At 63.1% G+C, this 18210-nt stretch carries 19 protein-coding genes, 1 pseudogene and 1 riboswitch; of the genes and pseudogenes, 10 read left to right on the top strand and 10 right to left on the bottom strand.

Going from position 1 to position 18210, the window contains the following annotated elements; translation table 11 throughout:
• Positions 1–75: 75 nt before the first annotated feature.
• A complete protein-coding gene (locus KJQ96_RS18855) occupies positions 76–537 on the bottom strand; it encodes a hypothetical protein (protein WP_213288057.1) in 462 nt (153 codons plus the stop codon).
• A gap of 166 nt (positions 538–703) precedes the next feature.
• Here KJQ96_RS18855 and KJQ96_RS18850 point away from each other — a divergent pair, with 166 nt between their 5' ends.
• Together KJQ96_RS18850 and KJQ96_RS18845 are read left to right on the top strand one after the other, a co-directional pair.
• Positions 704–1009, top strand: coding sequence for a hypothetical protein (locus KJQ96_RS18850; RefSeq protein WP_213288056.1), 306 nt, complete (start codon positions 704–706; stop codon positions 1007–1009).
• Between the two features lie 102 nt (positions 1010–1111).
• Complete coding sequence (locus KJQ96_RS18845) at positions 1112–1642, top strand: DUF3617 family protein (protein WP_213288055.1); 531 nt, start codon at positions 1112–1114, stop codon at positions 1640–1642.
• A gap of 6 nt (positions 1643–1648) precedes the next feature.
• Here KJQ96_RS18845 and KJQ96_RS18840 read toward each other — a convergent pair whose 3' ends face one another.
• The 3 genes from KJQ96_RS18840 to KJQ96_RS18830 are packed head-to-tail and all read right to left on the bottom strand — an operon-like array spanning position 1649 to position 4327.
• Positions 1649–3034, bottom strand: a complete 1386-nt coding sequence (locus tag KJQ96_RS18840; protein WP_028350735.1) for an ATP-binding protein — start codon at positions 3032–3034, stop codon at positions 1649–1651.
• A 7-nt stretch (positions 3035–3041) separates the two neighbouring features.
• A complete protein-coding gene (locus tag KJQ96_RS18835) occupies positions 3042–3776 on the bottom strand; it encodes a response regulator (protein WP_375293179.1) in 735 nt (244 codons plus the stop codon).
• A gap of 2 nt (positions 3777–3778) precedes the next feature.
• A complete protein-coding gene (locus KJQ96_RS18830) occupies positions 3779–4327 on the bottom strand; it encodes a MarR family winged helix-turn-helix transcriptional regulator (RefSeq protein ID WP_213288054.1) in 549 nt (182 codons plus the stop codon).
• Between the two features lie 332 nt (positions 4328–4659).
• On the opposite strand from KJQ96_RS18830, the gene KJQ96_RS18825 reads away from it, so the two are divergent.
• From KJQ96_RS18825 to KJQ96_RS18805, 5 genes and pseudogenes are all read left to right on the top strand, one after another.
• Positions 4660–5736: a branched-chain amino acid aminotransferase gene (locus tag KJQ96_RS18825; protein WP_213288053.1), complete on the top strand. Its 1077-nt coding sequence runs from the start codon at positions 4660–4662 to the stop codon at positions 5734–5736.
• 128 nt (positions 5737–5864) lie between these two features.
• On the top strand, positions 5865–6755 hold the full coding sequence (locus tag KJQ96_RS18820) for a branched-chain amino acid aminotransferase (protein ID WP_213288052.1): 891 nt from the start codon (positions 5865–5867) through the stop codon (positions 6753–6755).
• A 220-nt stretch (positions 6756–6975) separates the two neighbouring features.
• Positions 6976–8368: pseudogene (hisS, locus tag KJQ96_RS18815) on the top strand (histidine--tRNA ligase); the annotation flags it as partial.
• Between the two features lie 271 nt (positions 8369–8639).
• Positions 8640–8843, top strand: a complete 204-nt coding sequence (locus tag KJQ96_RS18810; protein ID WP_171710092.1) for a tautomerase family protein — start codon at positions 8640–8642, stop codon at positions 8841–8843.
• Between the two features lie 179 nt (positions 8844–9022).
• Positions 9023–9418 carry a thioesterase family protein gene (locus tag KJQ96_RS18805; protein ID WP_213288050.1) on the top strand — a complete coding sequence of 132 codons (396 nt, stop codon included), beginning with the start codon at positions 9023–9025 and terminating at the stop codon, positions 9416–9418.
• Between the two features lie 113 nt (positions 9419–9531).
• On the opposite strand, the gene proC is transcribed toward KJQ96_RS18805, so the two are convergent.
• The 4 genes from proC to KJQ96_RS18785 form a co-directional block, all read right to left on the bottom strand.
• The gene (proC, locus tag KJQ96_RS18800) at positions 9532–10395 is read right to left on the bottom strand and encodes a pyrroline-5-carboxylate reductase (RefSeq protein ID WP_213288165.1); all 864 of its coding nucleotides are present in this window, start codon (positions 10393–10395) and stop codon (positions 9532–9534) included.
• A 127-nt stretch (positions 10396–10522) separates the two neighbouring features.
• The gene (locus tag KJQ96_RS18795; RefSeq protein WP_213288049.1) at positions 10523–11023 is read right to left on the bottom strand and encodes a YbjN domain-containing protein; all 501 of its coding nucleotides are present in this window, start codon (positions 11021–11023) and stop codon (positions 10523–10525) included.
• A 368-nt stretch (positions 11024–11391) separates the two neighbouring features.
• Positions 11392–13014 carry a glycosyltransferase 87 family protein gene (locus KJQ96_RS18790; protein ID WP_213288048.1) on the bottom strand — a complete coding sequence of 541 codons (1623 nt, stop codon included), beginning with the start codon at positions 13012–13014 and terminating at the stop codon, positions 11392–11394.
• A gap of 133 nt (positions 13015–13147) precedes the next feature.
• Positions 13148–14125, bottom strand: coding sequence for a tripartite tricarboxylate transporter substrate binding protein (locus KJQ96_RS18785; protein WP_213288047.1), 978 nt, complete (start codon positions 14123–14125; stop codon positions 13148–13150).
• Between the two features lie 185 nt (positions 14126–14310).
• Positions 14311–14463: riboswitch (FMN riboswitch) on the top strand.
• A gap of 77 nt (positions 14464–14540) precedes the next feature.
• Here KJQ96_RS18785 and KJQ96_RS18780 point away from each other — a divergent pair.
• Both KJQ96_RS18780 and KJQ96_RS18775 read left to right on the top strand, forming a co-directional pair.
• Positions 14541–15119: a 6,7-dimethyl-8-ribityllumazine synthase gene (locus tag KJQ96_RS18780; RefSeq protein ID WP_213288046.1), complete on the top strand. Its 579-nt coding sequence runs from the start codon at positions 14541–14543 to the stop codon at positions 15117–15119.
• A gap of 182 nt (positions 15120–15301) precedes the next feature.
• A complete protein-coding gene (locus KJQ96_RS18775) occupies positions 15302–16117 on the top strand; it encodes an SDR family NAD(P)-dependent oxidoreductase (RefSeq protein WP_213288045.1) in 816 nt (271 codons plus the stop codon).
• Between the two features lie 102 nt (positions 16118–16219).
• Here KJQ96_RS18775 and KJQ96_RS18770 read toward each other — a convergent pair whose 3' ends face one another.
• Positions 16220–17173: a ribose-phosphate pyrophosphokinase gene (locus KJQ96_RS18770; protein WP_057842314.1), complete on the bottom strand. Its 954-nt coding sequence runs from the start codon at positions 17171–17173 to the stop codon at positions 16220–16222.
• Between the two features lie 171 nt (positions 17174–17344).
• Positions 17345–17965 carry a hypothetical protein gene (locus tag KJQ96_RS18765; RefSeq protein WP_213288044.1) on the bottom strand — a complete coding sequence of 207 codons (621 nt, stop codon included), beginning with the start codon at positions 17963–17965 and terminating at the stop codon, positions 17345–17347.
• Positions 17966–18011: 46 nt separating this feature from the next.
• On the opposite strand from KJQ96_RS18765, the gene KJQ96_RS41760 reads away from it, so the two are divergent.
• Positions 18012–18209, top strand: coding sequence for a zinc-binding dehydrogenase (locus tag KJQ96_RS41760; protein WP_213288043.1), 198 nt, complete (start codon positions 18012–18014; stop codon positions 18207–18209).
• The last annotated feature ends 1 nt before the right edge of the window (position 18210 follow it).

Here is an 18210-nt window from a genome sequence, read left to right as displayed (position 1 = left end):
TTTCAAGAACAAAATTGAATTGACCCCAGAATCGGTTCGAGCCGGCCGGATCGTTTGCCGGACTTCAGGGGGCGATCAGGGCCGCGCGGCCCTGCAGCCGGGGCTGTAGGCCCAGTTGCGGTCAAGCCCGGTCACGCACCATTCGACGCCCTGGCCGAAACCGGCAAAGCCGCCATCCTCGATGATCGAGTAGTGCACGCTGCGCATCTTGCCGTCGCTCAGCATCACATCGCCGCTGCAAAAACGGCGCGGAATGTTGTCGGATTGCCACGGCCGGAATGCGGTTTCCTGGATCCGGCCAAAGCCGGTGATCGTCAGCGCCGAATTCCAGAACTTGCCCTCTTTCTCCCGGAATTGGTACGCGATGGTCGACAGCGCCCGCTCGCATTCGACAACGCCGCCGTCATAGCGCGGGCCTGACAGCCAGAAATTCAATTCCAAGGGATTGGCGGCCTGGGCGGCGTGGCTGGAGGCCAGCAGGGCGAGCGCCGCCGCCGTCGGACCGAGTGCTCTCAAGGATTTGAACAAATTGCGCATGGGGAATCCGCCGGTAAGCCAACGCACGGGACGGTGCCGCGAAGCCCTGACAAGGTCAAGTGCAGCGCGGCAACACCTGACAGCCAAGTCCGCCTCGTGCCGCAAGCATTCTTTTCACGGCCATCGGCGCACACTATGGTGCGGTTCAAGCGAAATGGAGTCTGCGATGCGAAGAATTGTGGCCGCGAGCCTGATTGTCATGGGCGGAATGCTGGCGGCGGCGCCGGCGCAGGCGCACTGGTGGGATATCGACACGGTGCCACCGTTCAAGGGCAACGACACCGGCGGCATCATCGCCTATCCGCTCGCGATGCAGGCCGACGCCCGCCAACTCGCCGTCGATCACTGCGCCCGCTACGGCAAGGTGGTGAAATTCCTCGGCGTGCAGCCCAATTACGGCGGCTACGTTTCCTTTGCCTGCCGCTGGGTGCCCTATGGCGCCGCTGAGCGGCCGCTGCGCACGCTTTACTGAGCGCTGCCGCTACCTGTTTTCCGGCTGGACATGTTTTCGCCACGCGGAGCGTGTGTTCACTTCGCGATGACGATCTCTGGAAGAAATCAGCGGGAGCCACGCATGAGACGACTGCTTCTTGTATCTTGTTCGGCCGTTGGTGTGCTTGCTCTGTTGCCGGCAAGCAGCGCCGTCGCCGTGGAGCTGCCGCTGCGCAAGGCCGGCCTGTGGGAGATGAAGGTGGTGAGCACAGGCTCGCCCGAGATGACGATGCAGCAGTGCACGGACGAGACCACCGACAAGGACATGAGCACTGCAATGTCGCCGTTGGCCAAGCAGATCTGCTCGAAGCAGGATATCCAGAAGACCGCAACCGGCTATGTCACTGATTCCGTCTGCGGCGTCGCCGGGATCACGGTCAAATCACGTGCCGAAATCAACGGCGACTTCAATTCCGCCTACACCGTAAAATCGACCTCGCAGAGTGAGGGCGGCATGGCCGGCGCCCCGCGCGACAACAGCTCGACGATCGAGGCCAAATGGGTCGGCGCCTGCAAGGCGGATCAGAAGCCAGGCGACATCATCATGCCCGGCGGCATCAAGATGAACATCAAGGACATGGAAAAGCTGAAGGCGCTGATCCCGAAGAAGTAGGGAGGATCAGACCGGCACCCTTACCGCAGCGCGCAGGCCGCCCATCGGGCTGTCGCCGAGCGTGATGTCGCCGCCGTGCGAGCGGGCGATGTCGCGGGCAATGGCGAGGCCGAGGCCGGTGCCGCCCTCGTCCTGGTTACGGGCATCGTCGAGCCGCAGGAACGGCTTGAATACTTCCTCGCGCATGTTGGCTGGAATGCCCGGCCCGTCGTCGTCGACCGTCACCGTGAGATAGCGGTGATCGCGGTGGCCGGTGATGGCGACCGTCTTGGCGTACCGAGCCGCGTTGGAAACCAGGTTGGCGATGCAGCGCTTGAACGAGGCCGGCTTCACCGTCACCACCGGCAGGCCGTGGAACGTCACGGTTGCGGTATGGCCGTGGCGTTCGGCGTCGCTGCGCAATTCCTCCAGCGCCATTGCCATATCGGTCGGCTGCGCGATCTCGCCACTGTCGCCGCGCGCGAAGGCGAGATAGGCCTCGAGCATGCCGGACATTTCGTCGACGTCCTTGCGCATGCCGTCGACTTCGGGACTGTCGCCGATCAGCGCCAGCTCGAGCTTGAAGCGGGTCAGGATGGTGCGCAAATCGTGGCTGACGCCGGCCAGCATCGCGGTGCGCTGATCGATCGAGCGTTCGACGCGCGCCTTCATCTCCAGGAACGCCTGTGCCGCTTGCCGCACCTCCCGCGCGCCACGCGGACGGAAATTCGGCACCTCGCGGCCCTTGCCGAAACTTTCGGCGGCGTCCGCCAGCCGCAGGATCGGCCTGATCTGGTTGCGCAGGAACAGCACCGCGACGATCAGCAGGATCGAGGATGTGCCGAGCATCCAGAAGATGAAAATCTCCGAATTGGAGGCATAGGCGGCGCTGCGCTGCGCGAACACGCGCATCACGGCATCGTCGAGTTGGATGCGGATTTCAACCAGATTGGACTTGCCGACGGTGTCGATCCAGAACGGGCGGCGAATCTGGCGGCCGATCTGCGACGATAGGGTCTGGTCGAGCAGCGAGAAGAACGGCTTTGGCCCCGGCTGCGGCATGTCGTCGACAGGCAAGAAATCGACGACCAATTGCAGCCGTTGTCCAATGCGGCGGAGTTGCGCACGGTCCTTGTCCTGCGGAAATGCCTTGTAGATGTCGATCAGGCTGGCGATGTCCTGGACCACGGCCGCCGACAGGCGCCGCGTCACCGTGTTCCAGTGCCGCTCCATGAACACGAACGCCACGACCGTTTGCAGGATCACCATCGGAACGATCATGATCAGGAGCGCGCGGGCGTAGAGGCCGGTCGGCATCCAGCTCTTGAACGCATTGCCCATCCAGCCATTGGCCCTGGAGACGCGTTGCGACGCGTTGCGGATGAACGTCAGGCCGGTGTCGAGCGTGCTCATGAACTGCTCAGGGCGACGCAACCAGGCGATAGCCGATGCCGCGCGCCGCCTGCAGGAACAGCGGATTGGCGGGATCGCGCTCGATCTTGCGCCGCAGGCGATTGATCTGCACGTCGACCGCGCGCTCGTTCACCGTGCCGCCGCCGGTCAGCGCCGCGCGCGGCACCGTTTCGCCGGGCGCAGCCGCCAGAATGCGCAGCATTTCGCGCTCGCGGTCGGTGAGGTGAATGATCTCCTCGCCCTGGCGCAGTTCGCCACGATCGAGATGGAAAATGTAAGGGCCGAACGCGATCTGCTCCAGCGCCTCCACCGGCGGCGGCGCAGCGCGCTTGAGGATATTGCCGATCCTCAAGATCAGTTCGCGCGGCTCGAACGGTTTCGCAACATAATCGTCGGCGCCGATCTGCAAGCCCTCGATCCGCGCCTCCGCCTCATGGCGCGCCGTCAGCATGATGATCGGCACCGAGGAGGAGGTGCGAATGAACCGCGCCAGATCGAACCCGGTTTCGCCGGGCATCATGACGTCGAGGATCAGGAGGTCGAAATGCAGGCCGAGCAGCTTTGCGCGCGCATCGCTCGCGCTCGAGGCGGTGGTGACGCGATAGCCCTCGCCGGTCAGAAACCGCGACAACAGATCGCGGATACGGCGGTCGTCGTCGACCAAGAGCACATGCGGGGCGTCATCGGCCAATTGCCGCGGCGCGGGCGTGGTGGCTGCAGCGATGGTTGCTCCTTGCGGCACGATTACTCCCTTGGCTTCTTGCTGCCGATCCCGAAGATCGCCTCCAACACCTTGTCGGGGTCGTCGCGATCGATCATCGCGCGCAGGAACTCGCTGATCGCGGCGACGCCTTCGGGATTGATGTCCCGGAGCGCGCGGGTGATGCGATCGGTCTGCAGCCCTGCGAGCTTTGCCACTAAGGCTTCGCCCTTCGGGGTGGCGTAAAGAAGGCGCTGCCGGCGGTCGTTATTGCCGGTCTTCTGGATGATGTAGCCCTCGTCGAGCAACTGCTTGAGCACCCGGCCAAGCGACTGCTTGGTGATCCGCAGCACGTCCAGGAGGTCGGCGACCTTGAGGCCGGGGTAGCGGTAGACGAAATGCATCACGCGGTGATGGGCGCGGCCGAACCCGAAAGCCTCGAGCTCATGGTCGGCGTCGCCGACGAAGTCGCGATAGGCGAAGAACAGCAGCTCGATAATGTCCCAGCGAAATTCGCCAGTGCGCGGGGCAGGGCTGGCGGCCTCCTGCGAATCGGAGGCTACGGAGCTCTTGGAGAAATTTATGTCAGTCATGTTGACATATCTTGGGTTCAATGTTACAAAACTTCCAGCCACGACGAAACTTTAGGTCGTTTCGAACCTGGTGACGTGTCAGACAGCCGGAAAAAGCCAGCGATGGCGGCAACGGCCGCAAAAGGATTACCGTGCGATTGTCGAGCGGCATTTCGGCAAACATACTGGACTTCGGCATCCCGCAAAAGCATGTCCTCGACCGACATGACGGCGACGGAAGCCGGCCGCAAGGCCGGTGATGGTGAAGTCCAGACCTGTGAAGGCCCGGGAGACGCACGCCGGCGCCGATATGGGCGCCGAATTCCAATAGCGGGAAGCAAGGGCAAAGGGGAATGAGTTTGAAATTCGAAATCCGGCCTGCGGCGAATCCAACCCCTGAGAGGGAGCGCGCGGCCAAGCTCGTGGACCCGGGCTTCGGCCGGATTTTCACCGATCACATGGCCATCGTCCGCTACAATCAGGCGAACGGCTGGCATGACGCGCGGGTCGAAGCCCGCGCGAATTTTCCGCTCGATCCGGCCACGGCCGTCCTGCACTACGCGCAGGAGATTTTCGAAGGCCTCAAGGCCTACAAGCGCGACAACGGCGTGAACCTGTTCCGCCCCGACGCCAACGCGAGGCGCTTCAACAGTTCGGCTGAGCGCATGGCCATGGCGCCGCTGCCTGAGGCTATCTTCATCGAAGCGGTCGAGCAGATCGTGCGCATCGACAGCGCCTGGATACCGGGCGGTGAGGGCAGTCTCTATTTGCGGCCATTCATGATCGCGAGCGAGATATTCCTCGGCGTGAAGCCATCGGCGCAATATATCTTCGCCGTCATCGCCTCGCCGGTCGGCTCCTATTTCAAGGGCGGACCTGCGCCGGTGTCGATCTGGGTGTCGGAGAATTATACGCGCGCCGCGATCGGCGGCACCGGTGCCGTCAAATGCGGCGGCAATTACGCCGCGAGCCTGCGCGCGCAGGCCGAGGCCATTGAGCACGGCTGCGACCAGGTCGTTTTCCTCGACGCGATCGAACGCCGCTACATCGAGGAGCTCGGCGGCATGAACGTGTTCTTCGTGTTCGACGACGGCTCGCTCTCGACGCCGCCGCTCGGCACCATCCTGCCGGGCATCACCCGCGATTCGATCATAGCGCTGGCGAAGGATTCCGGCACGGTCGTGCGCGAGGAGACCTACACGGTCGAGCAGTGGCGCGCGGATGCCGCCAGCGGAAAGCTGAAAGAGGCGTTCGCCTGCGGTACCGCAGCCGTCATCTCGCCGATCGGCAAGGTGTGCTCCGCGAGCGGCGATTTTCTGATCAATGGCGGCGTCGCCGGCCCTGTCGCTATGGGGCTGCGCAAGAAGCTCGTGGATATTCAGTACGGTCGCGCAGCGGACCCGCACGACTGGATCAGAAAGGTCCTGTGACCGGCGGCGGGATTACGCCGCCGCTTAAGCGATAGATCACTTTAAGCGTTCGGTAGCGCGCGTCTCGTCGAGTCGCGCGAGGCTGACGTGCGGCTCATCGAAACAACGCCAATCAGAGAGAGGAGCTCATGGGAGTTTCGTTCGACAAGATCGATGGCGTCATCTGGTACGATGGCAGGCTGGTGCCGTGGGCCGACGCCAACATCCACATCCTGACCCATGGCCTGCACTATGCGAGCTGCGTGTTCGAGGGCGAACGCGCCTATGGCGGCAACGTCTTCAAGAGCACCGAGCATTCCGAGCGGCTGAAGAATTCAGCCAATATTCTCGACTTCGAGATTCCCTATTCGGTGGCCGAGATTGATGCCGCCAAGCAGTCCGTGATCGACAAGAACAATCTGCCGGATGCCTACCTGCGCCCGATTGCCTGGCGCGGTTCGGAGATGATGGGCGTCTCGGCGCCAGCCAACGCCATCCATCTCGCCATCGCCGCCTGGGACTGGCCGAGCTATTTCGATCCGGCGGAGAAGCTGAAGGGCATCCGGATGTGCATGGCCGAGTACCGGCGGCCCGATCCCGCGACGATCCCGGCGATGGCCAAGGCGTCCGGCCTCTACATGATCTGCACCATCAGTAAGCACAAAGCGGAACGCGCCGGCTATGCCGATGCCATGATGCTGGACTGGCAGGGCCGGGTGGCCGAATGCACCGGCGCCAATATCTTTTTCATCAAGGACGGCAAGATCCATACGCCGATCGCCGACTGCTTTCTCGCCGGCATCACCCGCGCCACCGCGATCGACCTCGCCAGGCGCCGCGGCGTCGAGGTGATCGAGCGCCGCATCATGCCGGAGGAGCTTGACGGCTTCACCGAGTGCTTCATCACCGGCACTGCCGCCGAAGTGACGCCGGTCTCCGAGATCGCGAACTGGAAGTTCACGCCCGGTAAGATCTCCGAGCAGTTGATGGCGGACTACAGCGCCGAAGTGCAGCCCAAGGGCAAGGCAGCGGCGGCGTAAGGCCGAGCTTCCTCGGCGGATCTCTCTTCTCTCCCCTTGTGGGAGAGGGTGGCGCCTCACGAAGTGAGGCGACGGGTGAGGGGTCTGTCTCCGCAAATGCAGTGTCCGCGGAGGGTACGGTACCCCTCATCCGGCGCTTCGCGCCACCTTCTCCCACACAAGGGGAGAAGGGAAGAAAGCCCTGGTTGCCCTGCCGCGCCTCGGCTGGTACCTAGCCGCGATGGCTGAAAAACCCAAAAAACCGCAGAAACTGAAGGCGCGGCTGCCGCGCGGGCTCGAAGACCGTGGTCCGGCCGCGATTGCGGCCACGCGCCAGATGGTCGAGAAAATCCGCGAGGTCTACGAGCGCTACGGTTTCGAGCCGGTGGAAACGCCGGCAATGGAGTTCACCGACGCGCTCGGCAAATTCCTGCCCGACCAGGACCGGCCGAACGAGGGCGTGTTCTCGTTCCAGGACGACGACGAGCAGTGGATATCGCTGCGCTACGATCTGACTGCGCCGCTGGCGCGCTATGTGGCGGAGAATTTCGACGCGCTGCCCAAACCATATCGCAGCTACCGCGCGGGTTACGTCTATCGCAACGAGAAGCCAGGCCCCGGCCGCTTTCGCCAGTTCATGCAATTCGATGCTGATACGGTGGGGAGCGCTTCACCGGCCGCCGATGCCGAGATGTGCATGATGGCGGCGGATGCGATGGAAGCGCTTGGCATTCAGCGAGGCCAGTATTTGGTCAAGGTGAATAACCGTAAGGTGCTCGATGGCGTGATGGAGAGCATCGATCTCGGCGGCGAAGAAAATGCAGGACGAAGACTGACGGTGCTTCGGGCTATCGATAAGTTGGATCGGCTCGGAAGCGATGGCGTTAAGCAACTGCTCGGCCCAGGCCGTAAGGATGAAAGCGGTGATTTCACCAAGGGCGCGAATTTGGATGCCGTGCAGATTGAGTACATTCTAGCGGTAGTTCAATTTCAACCTCTTGTTCAAGTGGGTACCTCCAACGACGTTGAGGCTTGGAATAAGAGGCTAAATGCTAGTGCGACGGCTGCGGCTGGATTCTCGGAGATGAAGGAAATTGAAAAGCTTGTAATGGCGGCAGGCTACGGGGATCGCATCCGCATCGATCCCTCCGTCGTGCGCGGCCTCGAATATTACACCGGCCCCGTCTACGAGGTCGAACTTCTGCTCGACACCAAGGATGAAAAAGGCCGCCCCGTTCGCTTCGGCTCGGTCGGCGGCGGCGGTCGCTATGACGGTCTCGTCTCGCGCTTCCGCGGCGAGCCGGTGCCGGCGACGGGATTTTCAATCGGCGTGTCGCGCTTGCAGGCGGCGCTGACGATGCTCGGCAAGCTCGACACGCGGCCTGACTTCGGCCCCGTCGTGGTCACCGTGTTCGACCGCGATCGTGTCGCCGACTACCAGAAAATGGTTGCGCAGTTGCGCAACGAGAACATCCGCGCCGAGCTCTATCTCGGCAATCCCAAAAACATGGGTAACCAGCTCAAATATGCCGACCGCCGCAACTCGCCTTGCGTCATCATCCAGGGTTCGGATGAAAAGGCGCGGGGCGAAATCCAGATCAAGGATCTGATCGAAGGCGCGAAAGCCGCGGCTGCGATCGCCTCCAACCAGGAATGGCGCGAGACTCGTCCGGCGCAGTTTTCCTGTGCTGAGGGTGAGATCGTCGCAAAAGTGCGCGAGGTGCTCGCGCGCCATGATGTGAAGTGGGGCAACTGATTTCGTCATACGCGGGGTTGACCCGCGTACCGATCTTCAAAATGATGGATTGCCGGGCGCAGACAAGCTTACGTAGTCTGCGCAGGCGGACTACTATGCCCGGCAATGACAGTTTACCGAACAAGCAAGAGCAAGAGGGAGCACTACCAATGCCTGAGATCACCATCAGCATGGCCGCCGGCCGTACCGAAGAACAGAAAGTCGGCATGATGCGCGACATCACCCAGGCACTGGTGAAGAATCTTGGCGTCGACGCAGAAGCCGTCGTGATCCAGATCAACGAGGCGCCGCTCACTCACAAGATGAAGGGCGGCAAGACGTTCGTGGAACGCGCTGCAGCGGCGAAGAAGTAACTTTCCCGTCGTCCTGCGAACGCAGGGACCCATAACCACCGACGTTGTTGTTGGAGCAAGCTGGAGCCCCAGCGTGCTGCAACAATGGCGATTTGTGGTTATGGGTCCCGGCTCCTGATGCGCAATTGCGCATAAGGGCCGGGACGACACTGTGGAAGCATTGTGCTTCAGGACTTTTCATGGACGCACGCGATTTCATCAAGATCGGCATGAGCGCGGAACGGACGCTGGTGGTGCCGGCGGAACGCACGGTCGGGCATTTCGTGCCTGATATGCCGATGGTCTATGCGACGCCGATGATGATCCTGGAAATGGAGATGGCCTCAAGCGATGCCATCCGCAGCTATCTTCAGCTGGGTTGGATCACGGTTGGCACCGAGGTCGATATCCGCCATCTCGGCGCATCGCTGGTCGGCGCGACGGTACGCGTCGCGGCAAAGGTCGTAACAGTCGAGCGCCGCGTGATCCGCTTCGAGGTCGAAGCCTTCGAGGGCGGGCGCAGAATAGGCGACGGCCGCCACGCCCGCGGCCTCGTCAATGTCGAGACGTTTACAAAAAGGCTTGCAGGGAAATAGCAGCGGACTCGGTGCGTAGGGTGGGCAAAGGCGCACTTCGCGCCGTGCCCACCATCTGGCACCGTGCTCGTAATGGTGGGCACGCTGGCGCTTTGCCCACCCTACGATTCCGTCTACTTCGCCAGTTCCTTCGAGCGCTTCGTCGCCGCGGCGATCGCGCGGATCATCAGCGGCTGCAGGCCGTCTTTGGCCATCAGCACCTCGAGCGCGGCCGCGGTGGTGCCGCCGGGCGAGGTGACGTTCTGGCGCAGCGTGGCCGAAGCAAGGTCCGAGCGGTGCAGCAATTCGCCGGAGCCGGCGACGGTTTCGCGCGCGAGCTTCGTTGCAAGCTCGCCCGGCAGGCCGGCCTCGACGCCGGCGCGCGCGAGCTCTTCGGCGAGCAGGAACACGTAGGCCGGGCCGGAGCCGGAGACGGCGGTGACCGCATCCATCAGGCTTTCGTCCTCGACCCATTCGACCGAGCCGGTGGCGCGCAGCAGCGCGTCGGCCGTAGCGCGTTGGGCGGGGCTGACGTTTTTCGCCGCGACCGCAACGGTGATGCCGCGGCCGATCGCGGCCGGCGTGTTCGGCATGGCGCGAACCACCATGCCGCCGCAGACTTCTTCAAGTGCCGCGATCGTCGTGCCGGCCATGATAGAGACGACGAGCGTGTTCGTTCCGACGAAGGACTTCAGCGCCGGCCCCGCTTCGCGGAACGTCTGCGGCTTCACCGCCATCACCAGCGTGTCGACCGTGCCGGCGTCCTTCGGATTGAGGCGGATGCCTCGCGCCGCCAGCGCGCCGATCTTAGCGGATGGCTGCGGCTCGATCACGATTACGCCGCTTGCGTCGAGCCCGCCGGCCAGCCAGCCGGTCAGCATCGCGCCGCCCATCTTGCCGGCGCCAGCCAGCGCAATGGTGCCGCGGAGATTTTGGAGTGTATCGGTCACGGTGTCACCATGAGTTCTGCCGTCGTCCCTGCGAACGCAGGGACCCATAACCATCGGCGGTTTTAGTAAAGCTCAGAAGGGGCTACAAGCAGTTTGCTTGAGCCTTGAGGTGACGGAGTATGGGTCCCTGCTTTTCGCAGGCACGACACTGTGCATGTGGAGGCGACTAGGAGACCTACGCCTCGCCCTCGGTGTCGAACATCGCCGCGCTCATAGCTTCCGCGGCGCTCTTTCCCGCCCAGACCACGAACTGGAACGCGGGGTAGTAGCGCTCGCAGGCGTGGATGGCGCCGGCCAGCATGACCTCGCATTGCGCGGTCGAGGCGGTCAGCCCGCCCGGCAGCAGCAGCGCTTGCCGGTACATGATCATGCCGGTGTGGCTCCAGATGTCGAAATGGCCGACCCATAATTGTTCGTTGATCGCCGCGATCAGCCGCTGCACTTCCGCGCGGCGTGCAGGAGGAATCTTCATGTCGAAGGCGGAGGCCAGGTGCATCGCCTCGATCTCCGCCATCCAGGTGAAGGAGAGCTGGTAGTCGGTCCAGTTCCCCTTGGAGACGATCGTGACTTCGTCTTCGCCGGAGCGCTCGAACGCCCAGTTGTTTTCGGCGGCGATGTCCTCGACGGCCGCGAGCGGGTTGTTCCGGGAATCAATAATGCCTTCGAGGAGGGACATGCCGTCTCGACCCTGTTTCTTGAATTCTTCTGATACGCACGCAAGGACGGCACGCGTTGAACCGATGTGGCGCCGCCGACTGCAATCCCCCGTTCGCGGATCATCCCGGGGCCTGCCGAGATCAAGTGATGTGATTTGCGGAATCCGCGCAACTGACCCCTGAGTCCGTCCACAGGCCAAAGCGGCGTCGTCCACAGTTGAACGCGGTCATAGCTGCTAATTTGAGAACAAACCGGAATCGGATTCGAGCGCCACGGCGTCCGATGCGCCGAAGGAAATTGGGCAAGTCTGCCACAATGGTTAATTTGTGGTTAAATTTCCCGGAAGGACGGCAGGCAGCTTGAAGGACCGGCGGGAACGCTGCGGTCCTATCTCTCGCGCGCTGCTAGCGGGCAGGCCTCGATCGCTGTTCCGAGCTGCGCGCCCTCGAATTCGACGCACGGCCGGGAGGCATCCACCCGCAGACCATACCGTTCCAGCAACGTCTCGCGGATCGGCTTGCCCCGCATGTGCAATTCCCATATGCCGCCCGGCATTGGTGATGCCAGCCTGGCGCGAATGCGGCGGTCGAACTCGCCGTCAGGCATGATGGGCAAGGCGATGTCGGCGATCTGATAGAACCGCGACTGCGGCGGCAGCAGCGGGGCGACATAGGCGATCGGCTTGTCGATAATGAGATAGTTTGCAGGCTGGTGAAGCTGCTCGGGAATCGCGGGGTTGAATGGATTGGACCAGGGGCGGCGGAACCAGTCACCCGGTTGCGACCACAGCGCCACGCACAACGCCGTCGCGACCATCACGGAATTGGCAGGCACTGCGGAGACGCGGCCGGACGGTGCTCCTGGCGTCGCTGCCATGCAGCGCGCGATCAGCAGGACGACCAGCGGCGCGCATAACAGCTCCAGCACGATTGCGTAACGCTGAATCGCAAACAGCGCGAGCCATGTCGCATAGGAGACCGCGAAGAACAGCAGGAATTGAACGTCGCGGCGCGTGAAGATCGTGGCACGGTTGATGACCGAACGGCCGATGCCGAGCACGATCAACACCATCACGACCGCAAATCGCGCATCGCGGAACGGATATTCCGAACTCCTGTGGTCGCCAACCACCCAGTAGAAGGGATAGGCCAGCGCGTCCAGCAGGCCGCGCGGCATGAACTGCCAGTCCATGATGTTCATCGGGACCAGCTCTTTGGACTGGAACACGGCATTGAAGAGCGGGAAAATCGGATTTCCCATCTCGCGCCAGAGCATCAGCCCCCAGGCGCCGCCGGTCGTCAGCGCGCCGATCAGTCCGCCGACTCCGAGACAGAGCGTTGCCAGCAGCGGCCGGGCCGCAACCAGCACTGCGGTAGCCGCTCCGAGCGCATAGACGACGTTGGTCAACTTCAGCCCGACGGCCGCCCCGATCAACAGCCCGGCGAGGACGTAGCGCCCGTGATGGGATCCATTTGCCGACAGGATCAGAATGCAGCCTGCAACAATCGGAAGCGCGGTAAGGATGTCGGAGAAGCTCGTGCCCACTTCCGAAAGCGTCATCGGTCCGACGGCCGCAATCAGGATCGCTGCGCCGATCGCGCTTGCCGTCGCCGCTTCCTGCAGCAGGATGCGGACGAGAAAATAGATCAGCAGCAGATTGAGGCCGTGTATCGCGCCGATGATCATCAGGCCGTAGGGTGCCGGCAGCAGATGGCGCAGATAGTAAAGCGGGAAATAGACGGTCGGATTGAAGTAGGTCTGAAAGCCGGCCGGCAAGGCATCGATGCCGTAGCGGCCATTGATGACGGCCCAAACGTTATACTCGTGGTAGTTTTGCCAATCCCAGTTGACGTCCTCACCGGCAAACCAGGTGTAGATCGCGCCGGCCAGCAACGAGCCGAGCGCGATGGCCATCGGCGCCAGGATATTGGTCTGAAGGATCGGCGTTCGCCAGGCCCGGTCCGCGGGCCTTGCTGCATCCGTGCCGGCAACCTCAGCGGCGTGTGTCACGCTTGTTCCATTTGCGACGCCCAGGCGATCTGGAGTTGGGCACGATAGACACCTCTAGGATGCCGGCTTTAAGGATTCGTGAATGTTTCGCCGTGCATCGGTGCCTCTCGGATCGTTCGCAAATCGCGCGCGCTCACTCCGGCTTTAGCCCACCCGCGCGGACTACCTTGCCCCACTTCTCGGTCTCGTCTGCGATCAGTCTGCCGAAATCGGCAGGCGAGCCCGGCATCGGCGCGCCGCCAATGGCGGCAAGCCGGGCCTTCATGCCGGGATCGGCGATCGCCGCGTTGATCTCCTTGTTGAGCTTGTCGACGATCTCGGCCGGCGTGTTTTTCGGCGCCGCGAAACCGTACCACTGGCTGGCTTCATAGCCTGCCACGACATCGCCTACCGTCGGAACCTCCGGCAGCTCCGCCATGCGCGTGGCCGTCGTCACCGCGAGCGCGCGCAGCTTGCCGGTCTTGATGTGATCGGCGGTGCCGGGCGCGGCGGCAAACAGGACCTGCACCTGGCCGCTGATCAGATTTGTCATCGCCGGACCCTGGCCGCGATAGGGGACGTGGATCATGTCAACGCCGGTCATCATCTTGAACAACTCGCCCGCCATGTGCGGCGCGCTGCCGCTGCCGGCCGAGGCCATGTTGAACTTTCCGGGGTTGGCTTTGGCGTAAGCGATGAATTCGGCCAAGGTCTGCGCCGGCACCGCGGGGTGCACCAGCACCACCATCGGCACGCGAATGACGCCGGCCACCAGCGCGATATCGCGGACGAAATTGAAACTGAGTTTTTCGTAGAGCGAGGCGTTGACCGCGTTCGGCACCGTCGCCAGCAACAGCGTGTAGCCGTCGGGCGCCGCATTCACGACCGCTTCAGTGCCGATATTGCCGCCGGCGCCGGTGCGGTTCTCGACGACGAAGGGTTGCTTGAGATGGTCGGCCAGCCACTGGCCGATCAGCCGCGCCGTGATGTCGACGCCGCCTCCGGCGGCGAAGCCGGCCACGATTTTCGTCGGTCGCGTCGGATAGTCGAGCGCGGACGCCGGTCGCGGCAAGGCGGGCGCGGCGATGAGTGCGCCGGCCAGCTTGAGGAAATTCCGGCGAAGAATTTTCATGTTGAGCGCCCCCCTGTTCTTGGCAAGCCTATCTCAATTGGTGCGGTTTGAGTAAAGGCAACGATCCGGCAGGCCACATGCTCTGTTTCGGCGGCATGGGGACATGCCGATTCCCCATGCCAAAGACGCTTGCTGACGCCCGGGCCTTGGTCATATTCTTCGGCAGGTCGTCCATTCCGGGCGGCCGATGTTCTCAGGGCGGGGTGAAAATCCCCACCGGCGGTAAGGGTGACGTAGCCCAAGCCCGCGAGCGCCTTCTTCTCGCCAGAGCAGAAGGGTCAGCAGATTCGGTGCGATTCCGAAGCCGACGGTTACAGTCCGGATGAAAGAGAACGGTTTGCGGCGGCCTCGCACGTTTGCGCGTGGGTCGGCGTCGTTCCGTATGCCCTGATTCTGGTCCTGAAAGAGGAAAGCCATGAATCAGATGTTGCAAGAGCCTGAAGTCCAATCCCAAGCAGCCGAAGCCCATCACATTGCTGACGTGCCCGAGCGTCCGCCGGCGCCGGTGCATCCGCGTTTCGTCAAGCCGCAGCGTATCGCCTTCGTGCAGTCCTCGTGGCACCGCGACGTGGTCGAGGAATGCCGCATTGCCTTTCTCGAAGAGATCGAAGCGCGCCATATCACGCGTGCGCAGGTCGATCTGTTCGAGGTGCCGGGCTCGTTCGAAATACCGCTGCATGCGCAACTGCTCGCGAAGACGCGGCGCTACACCGCGATCGTAGCCGCCGGCCTCGTCGTCGACGGCGGCATCTATCGCCACGAATTCGTCGCCGACACCGTGATCAAGGCGCTGATGGACGTGCAACTCAGGACTGAGGTGCCGGTATTTTCGGCGGTGCTGACGCCGCAGCAATTCCATGAAAGCGCCGTGCACCACGAATTCTTCCGCAAGCACTTCGTCATTAAGGGCATCGAGGTCGCAGAAGCCTGCGCCAACACGCTACACAGCCTGGAGCGGCTGCGTGGACAAGTGGCGGCGGGGATTGGGGGGTAGGAGGGTAGTCTCCGTCATTGCGAGCGAAGCGACTTGTCCGCCGTAGCTCGAAGAGCGAAGGCGGAAGCAATCCATCTCGCCACGAATGGATAGCTTCATCGCGGAGTTTATCATCGGGCCGGCCGAGGGCCGGACCCGGTGGCTCCTCGCAATGGCGAAGCAGCATCGGATTGGAGGCATCGATGGTCAACGCCGAAAGAGAGTCTTCCGATTGGCTCGGCCTGTATGGCCGCGTCTGCGTGGTGACGGGCGGGGGAGGCGGGATCGGCCGCGCCGTTGCCCTCAGTTTTGCCCAGGCCGGCGCCCGCGTGGCCGCGATCGATCTCGATGAACGTGGCCTTGAGATAACGCGCGCCGAGCTCGGCAAGCTCGGCGCCGATCATGTGATCGCGCGCTGCGATACGACCGATGTCGAGAGCGTCACCGCCGCGGCCGCGACGATCGAGAAATCGCTGGGGCCATGCAACGTGCTGGTCAACACCGCCGCGGTGCTACGGCCCGGAGCGCTCGACGTGCTGACGCTTGCCGAATGGAACGCCGTTCTCTCCGTCAACCTGACCGGTTACTTCCTCTGCGCGCAGGTGTTCGGCCGGCAGATGCGCGCGCTTGGCCGCGGCAGTCTGGTTCACGTCGCGTCAATCGCAGGCAGCAACGCGCAGGGGCAGAGCGGCGCCTACAGTGTCAGCAAGGCCGGCGTGATCATGCTGTCGCGGCAGCTCGCCAATGAATGGGGGCCGCAGGGCATCCGCAGCAATGTCGTCAGTCCCGGCATGGTGATCACGCCGATGAGCCAGGCGTTCTACGATACGCCCGGCGTCACCGAACGCCGCGCCGCAGTCGTGCCGTTGCGGCGGGTCGGCATGCCGCAGGACATGGCCGATGCGATCCTGTTCCTCGCCAGCGACCGCGCGTCCTACGTCAATGGCGACGAGATCATGGTCGATGGCGGCTACGCCAATATGTTGATGAACTTGGTACCGCGACCGGGATTTGAATGAGGGAGCAGTAGGGTGGGCAAAGCGAAGCGTGCCCACCATCTCTCCTCGAACGTGAACCTGACTGGTGGGCACGCTGTGCTTTGCCCACCCTACGAAGCAATCTCAGTCGAACAGGCTCGATACCGATTCTTCCGAAGCGGTGCGGCTGATCGCTTCGGCGATCAGGGGCGCGATCGACAGCGTGCGGATGTTGGCAGCCTTGTTGACCGCTTCCGTCGGCAGGATCGAATCGGTGATCACGAGCTCTTTCATTTTCGACGAGGCGATGCGCGCGGCAGCGCCGCCGGAGAGCACGCCGTGGCTGATATAGGCATAGACCTCCTTGGCGCCGTTGGCGATCAGCGCGTCGGCCGCGTTCACCAGCGTGCCGCCGGAATCGATGATGTCGTCGATCAGGATGCAGGTGTAGCCGGCGCAGTCGCCGATCACGTTCATGACTTCGGATTCACCGGCGCGCTCGCGCCGCTTGTCGATGATGGCGAGCGGGGTGTTGATGCGCTTGGCCAGTCCACGGGCGCGCACCACGCCGCCGACGTCAGGCGATACCACCATGACATTGGCGAGGTCGAAACGCTCCTTGATGTCGCGCACCATGACCGGCGAGGCGAAGAGATTGTCGACCGGAATATCGAAGAAGCCCTGGATTTGGGCGGCGTGAAGATCGAGCGTCATGACGCGGTCGACGCCGGCGTGCGTAATCAGGTTGGCGACCAGCTTGGCGGAAATCGGTGCGCGCGAGCCGACCTTGCGGTCCTGGCGGGCGTAGCCGAAATAGGGGATGACCGCGGTGATGCGGCGCGCGGAAGCCCGGCGCAGCGCGTCGGTGATGATCAGAAGTTCCATCAGATGGTCGTTGGCCGGAAACGACGTCGACTGGATGATGTAGACGTCCGAACCGCGGACGTTTTCCTGGATTTCGACGAAGATTTCCATGTCGGCGAAGCGCCGAACCACCGCCTTGGTCAGCGGCAGATGCAGCCAGTTCGCGATTTCCTGGGCCAGCGCGGGGTTGGAATTGCCAGCGACCAGCTTGATCGAGCCGTTCTTGGCCGCCATCAACGCTTCTCCTCGCGCCTTGCTGGATACAACGTTCAGCATATCGAGAAAGTCCTCGGGAACCGGCGCGTTTTGTGAGCGAGGAGATATCAGGCGGGTGGCTCGGCTGGCAACCCGTTGATGTCGTTTTCCCGGTCAAAAATCGGCCGATACGGGACTTTAAAGGGCTGTTTATTGGGCGCTGAAACTGAGCGTCGTGACGCCGGCAGCATCCTGGGCGGGTACTGTTTCTTCCGCACTCGCGACCGCGGGACCGCGGCGCTCCGGGGCCGGCGCCGGCGCTGCATCCGGACTTCCGTTGACCATGCCGGACAGACCGCTGAGGCCGGCCTGCGCGATTTTCCGCAACACGAGGTCGTCGGCCGCGGCCCAGGCGTCGCGGCCAGCCTTGCCGGCAGGCTCTTCGCCGGAAAGCCGCAGCGCGCGCTGCTGGTTGTTGTCATAGACGTCCCAGACCCAGGCTATCACGGTCTTGCCGCGAACCACCTGTGCCGAGAGATAGCTGCGCACGCGGTAGGATGCTCCGCCTTCGCGCGAGACGATCGATAAGTTTCGGAGCTTCGATTCGCTGTCGAGCACGCTGACCATCCGGTCGAACACCTGCGGCGGCGGACCGTCGATCGATTCGAACGCTACGGTGGGACCGCCGCCCGCGCTCGGTGCCATCGCATACGAGCCGCTGGCCGCGCCGCCGCCGGCACAGCCGCCGAGCGCGCAAGAAACGACAAGCAGCACCGCGGCAATCATGGCGCGCGGGGTTTGCAGGCACGAAGCAATTAAGGTGTTCCTCATTGCTCCCTGCGATATCGTTAAAATGTGTTAAGGTCTAGGGCAGTGCGTGGATAAGCTCGCCAAAAAGATTGCGTCCGGCTGGTCCCGTCTCTCCTTTTTGTTGCCAGAATTCGTCAACTCCGCAGGATCATCCATGCGAACCTTTGTCCTCGATCGCGAATTTGCCTTCGAGCAATTGCCGGCGGCGCTCACCTACCTGGAAGCCCGCCGGGCGCGGGGAAAGGTGGTGCTGCGGGTGAAGTAGG

It is taken from the genome of Bradyrhizobium sp. sGM-13 (assembly GCF_018398875.1).
Classification (GTDB): Bacteria; Pseudomonadota; Alphaproteobacteria; order Rhizobiales; family Xanthobacteraceae; genus Bradyrhizobium.
This window is presented reverse-complemented; position numbering and strand designations above follow the sequence as displayed.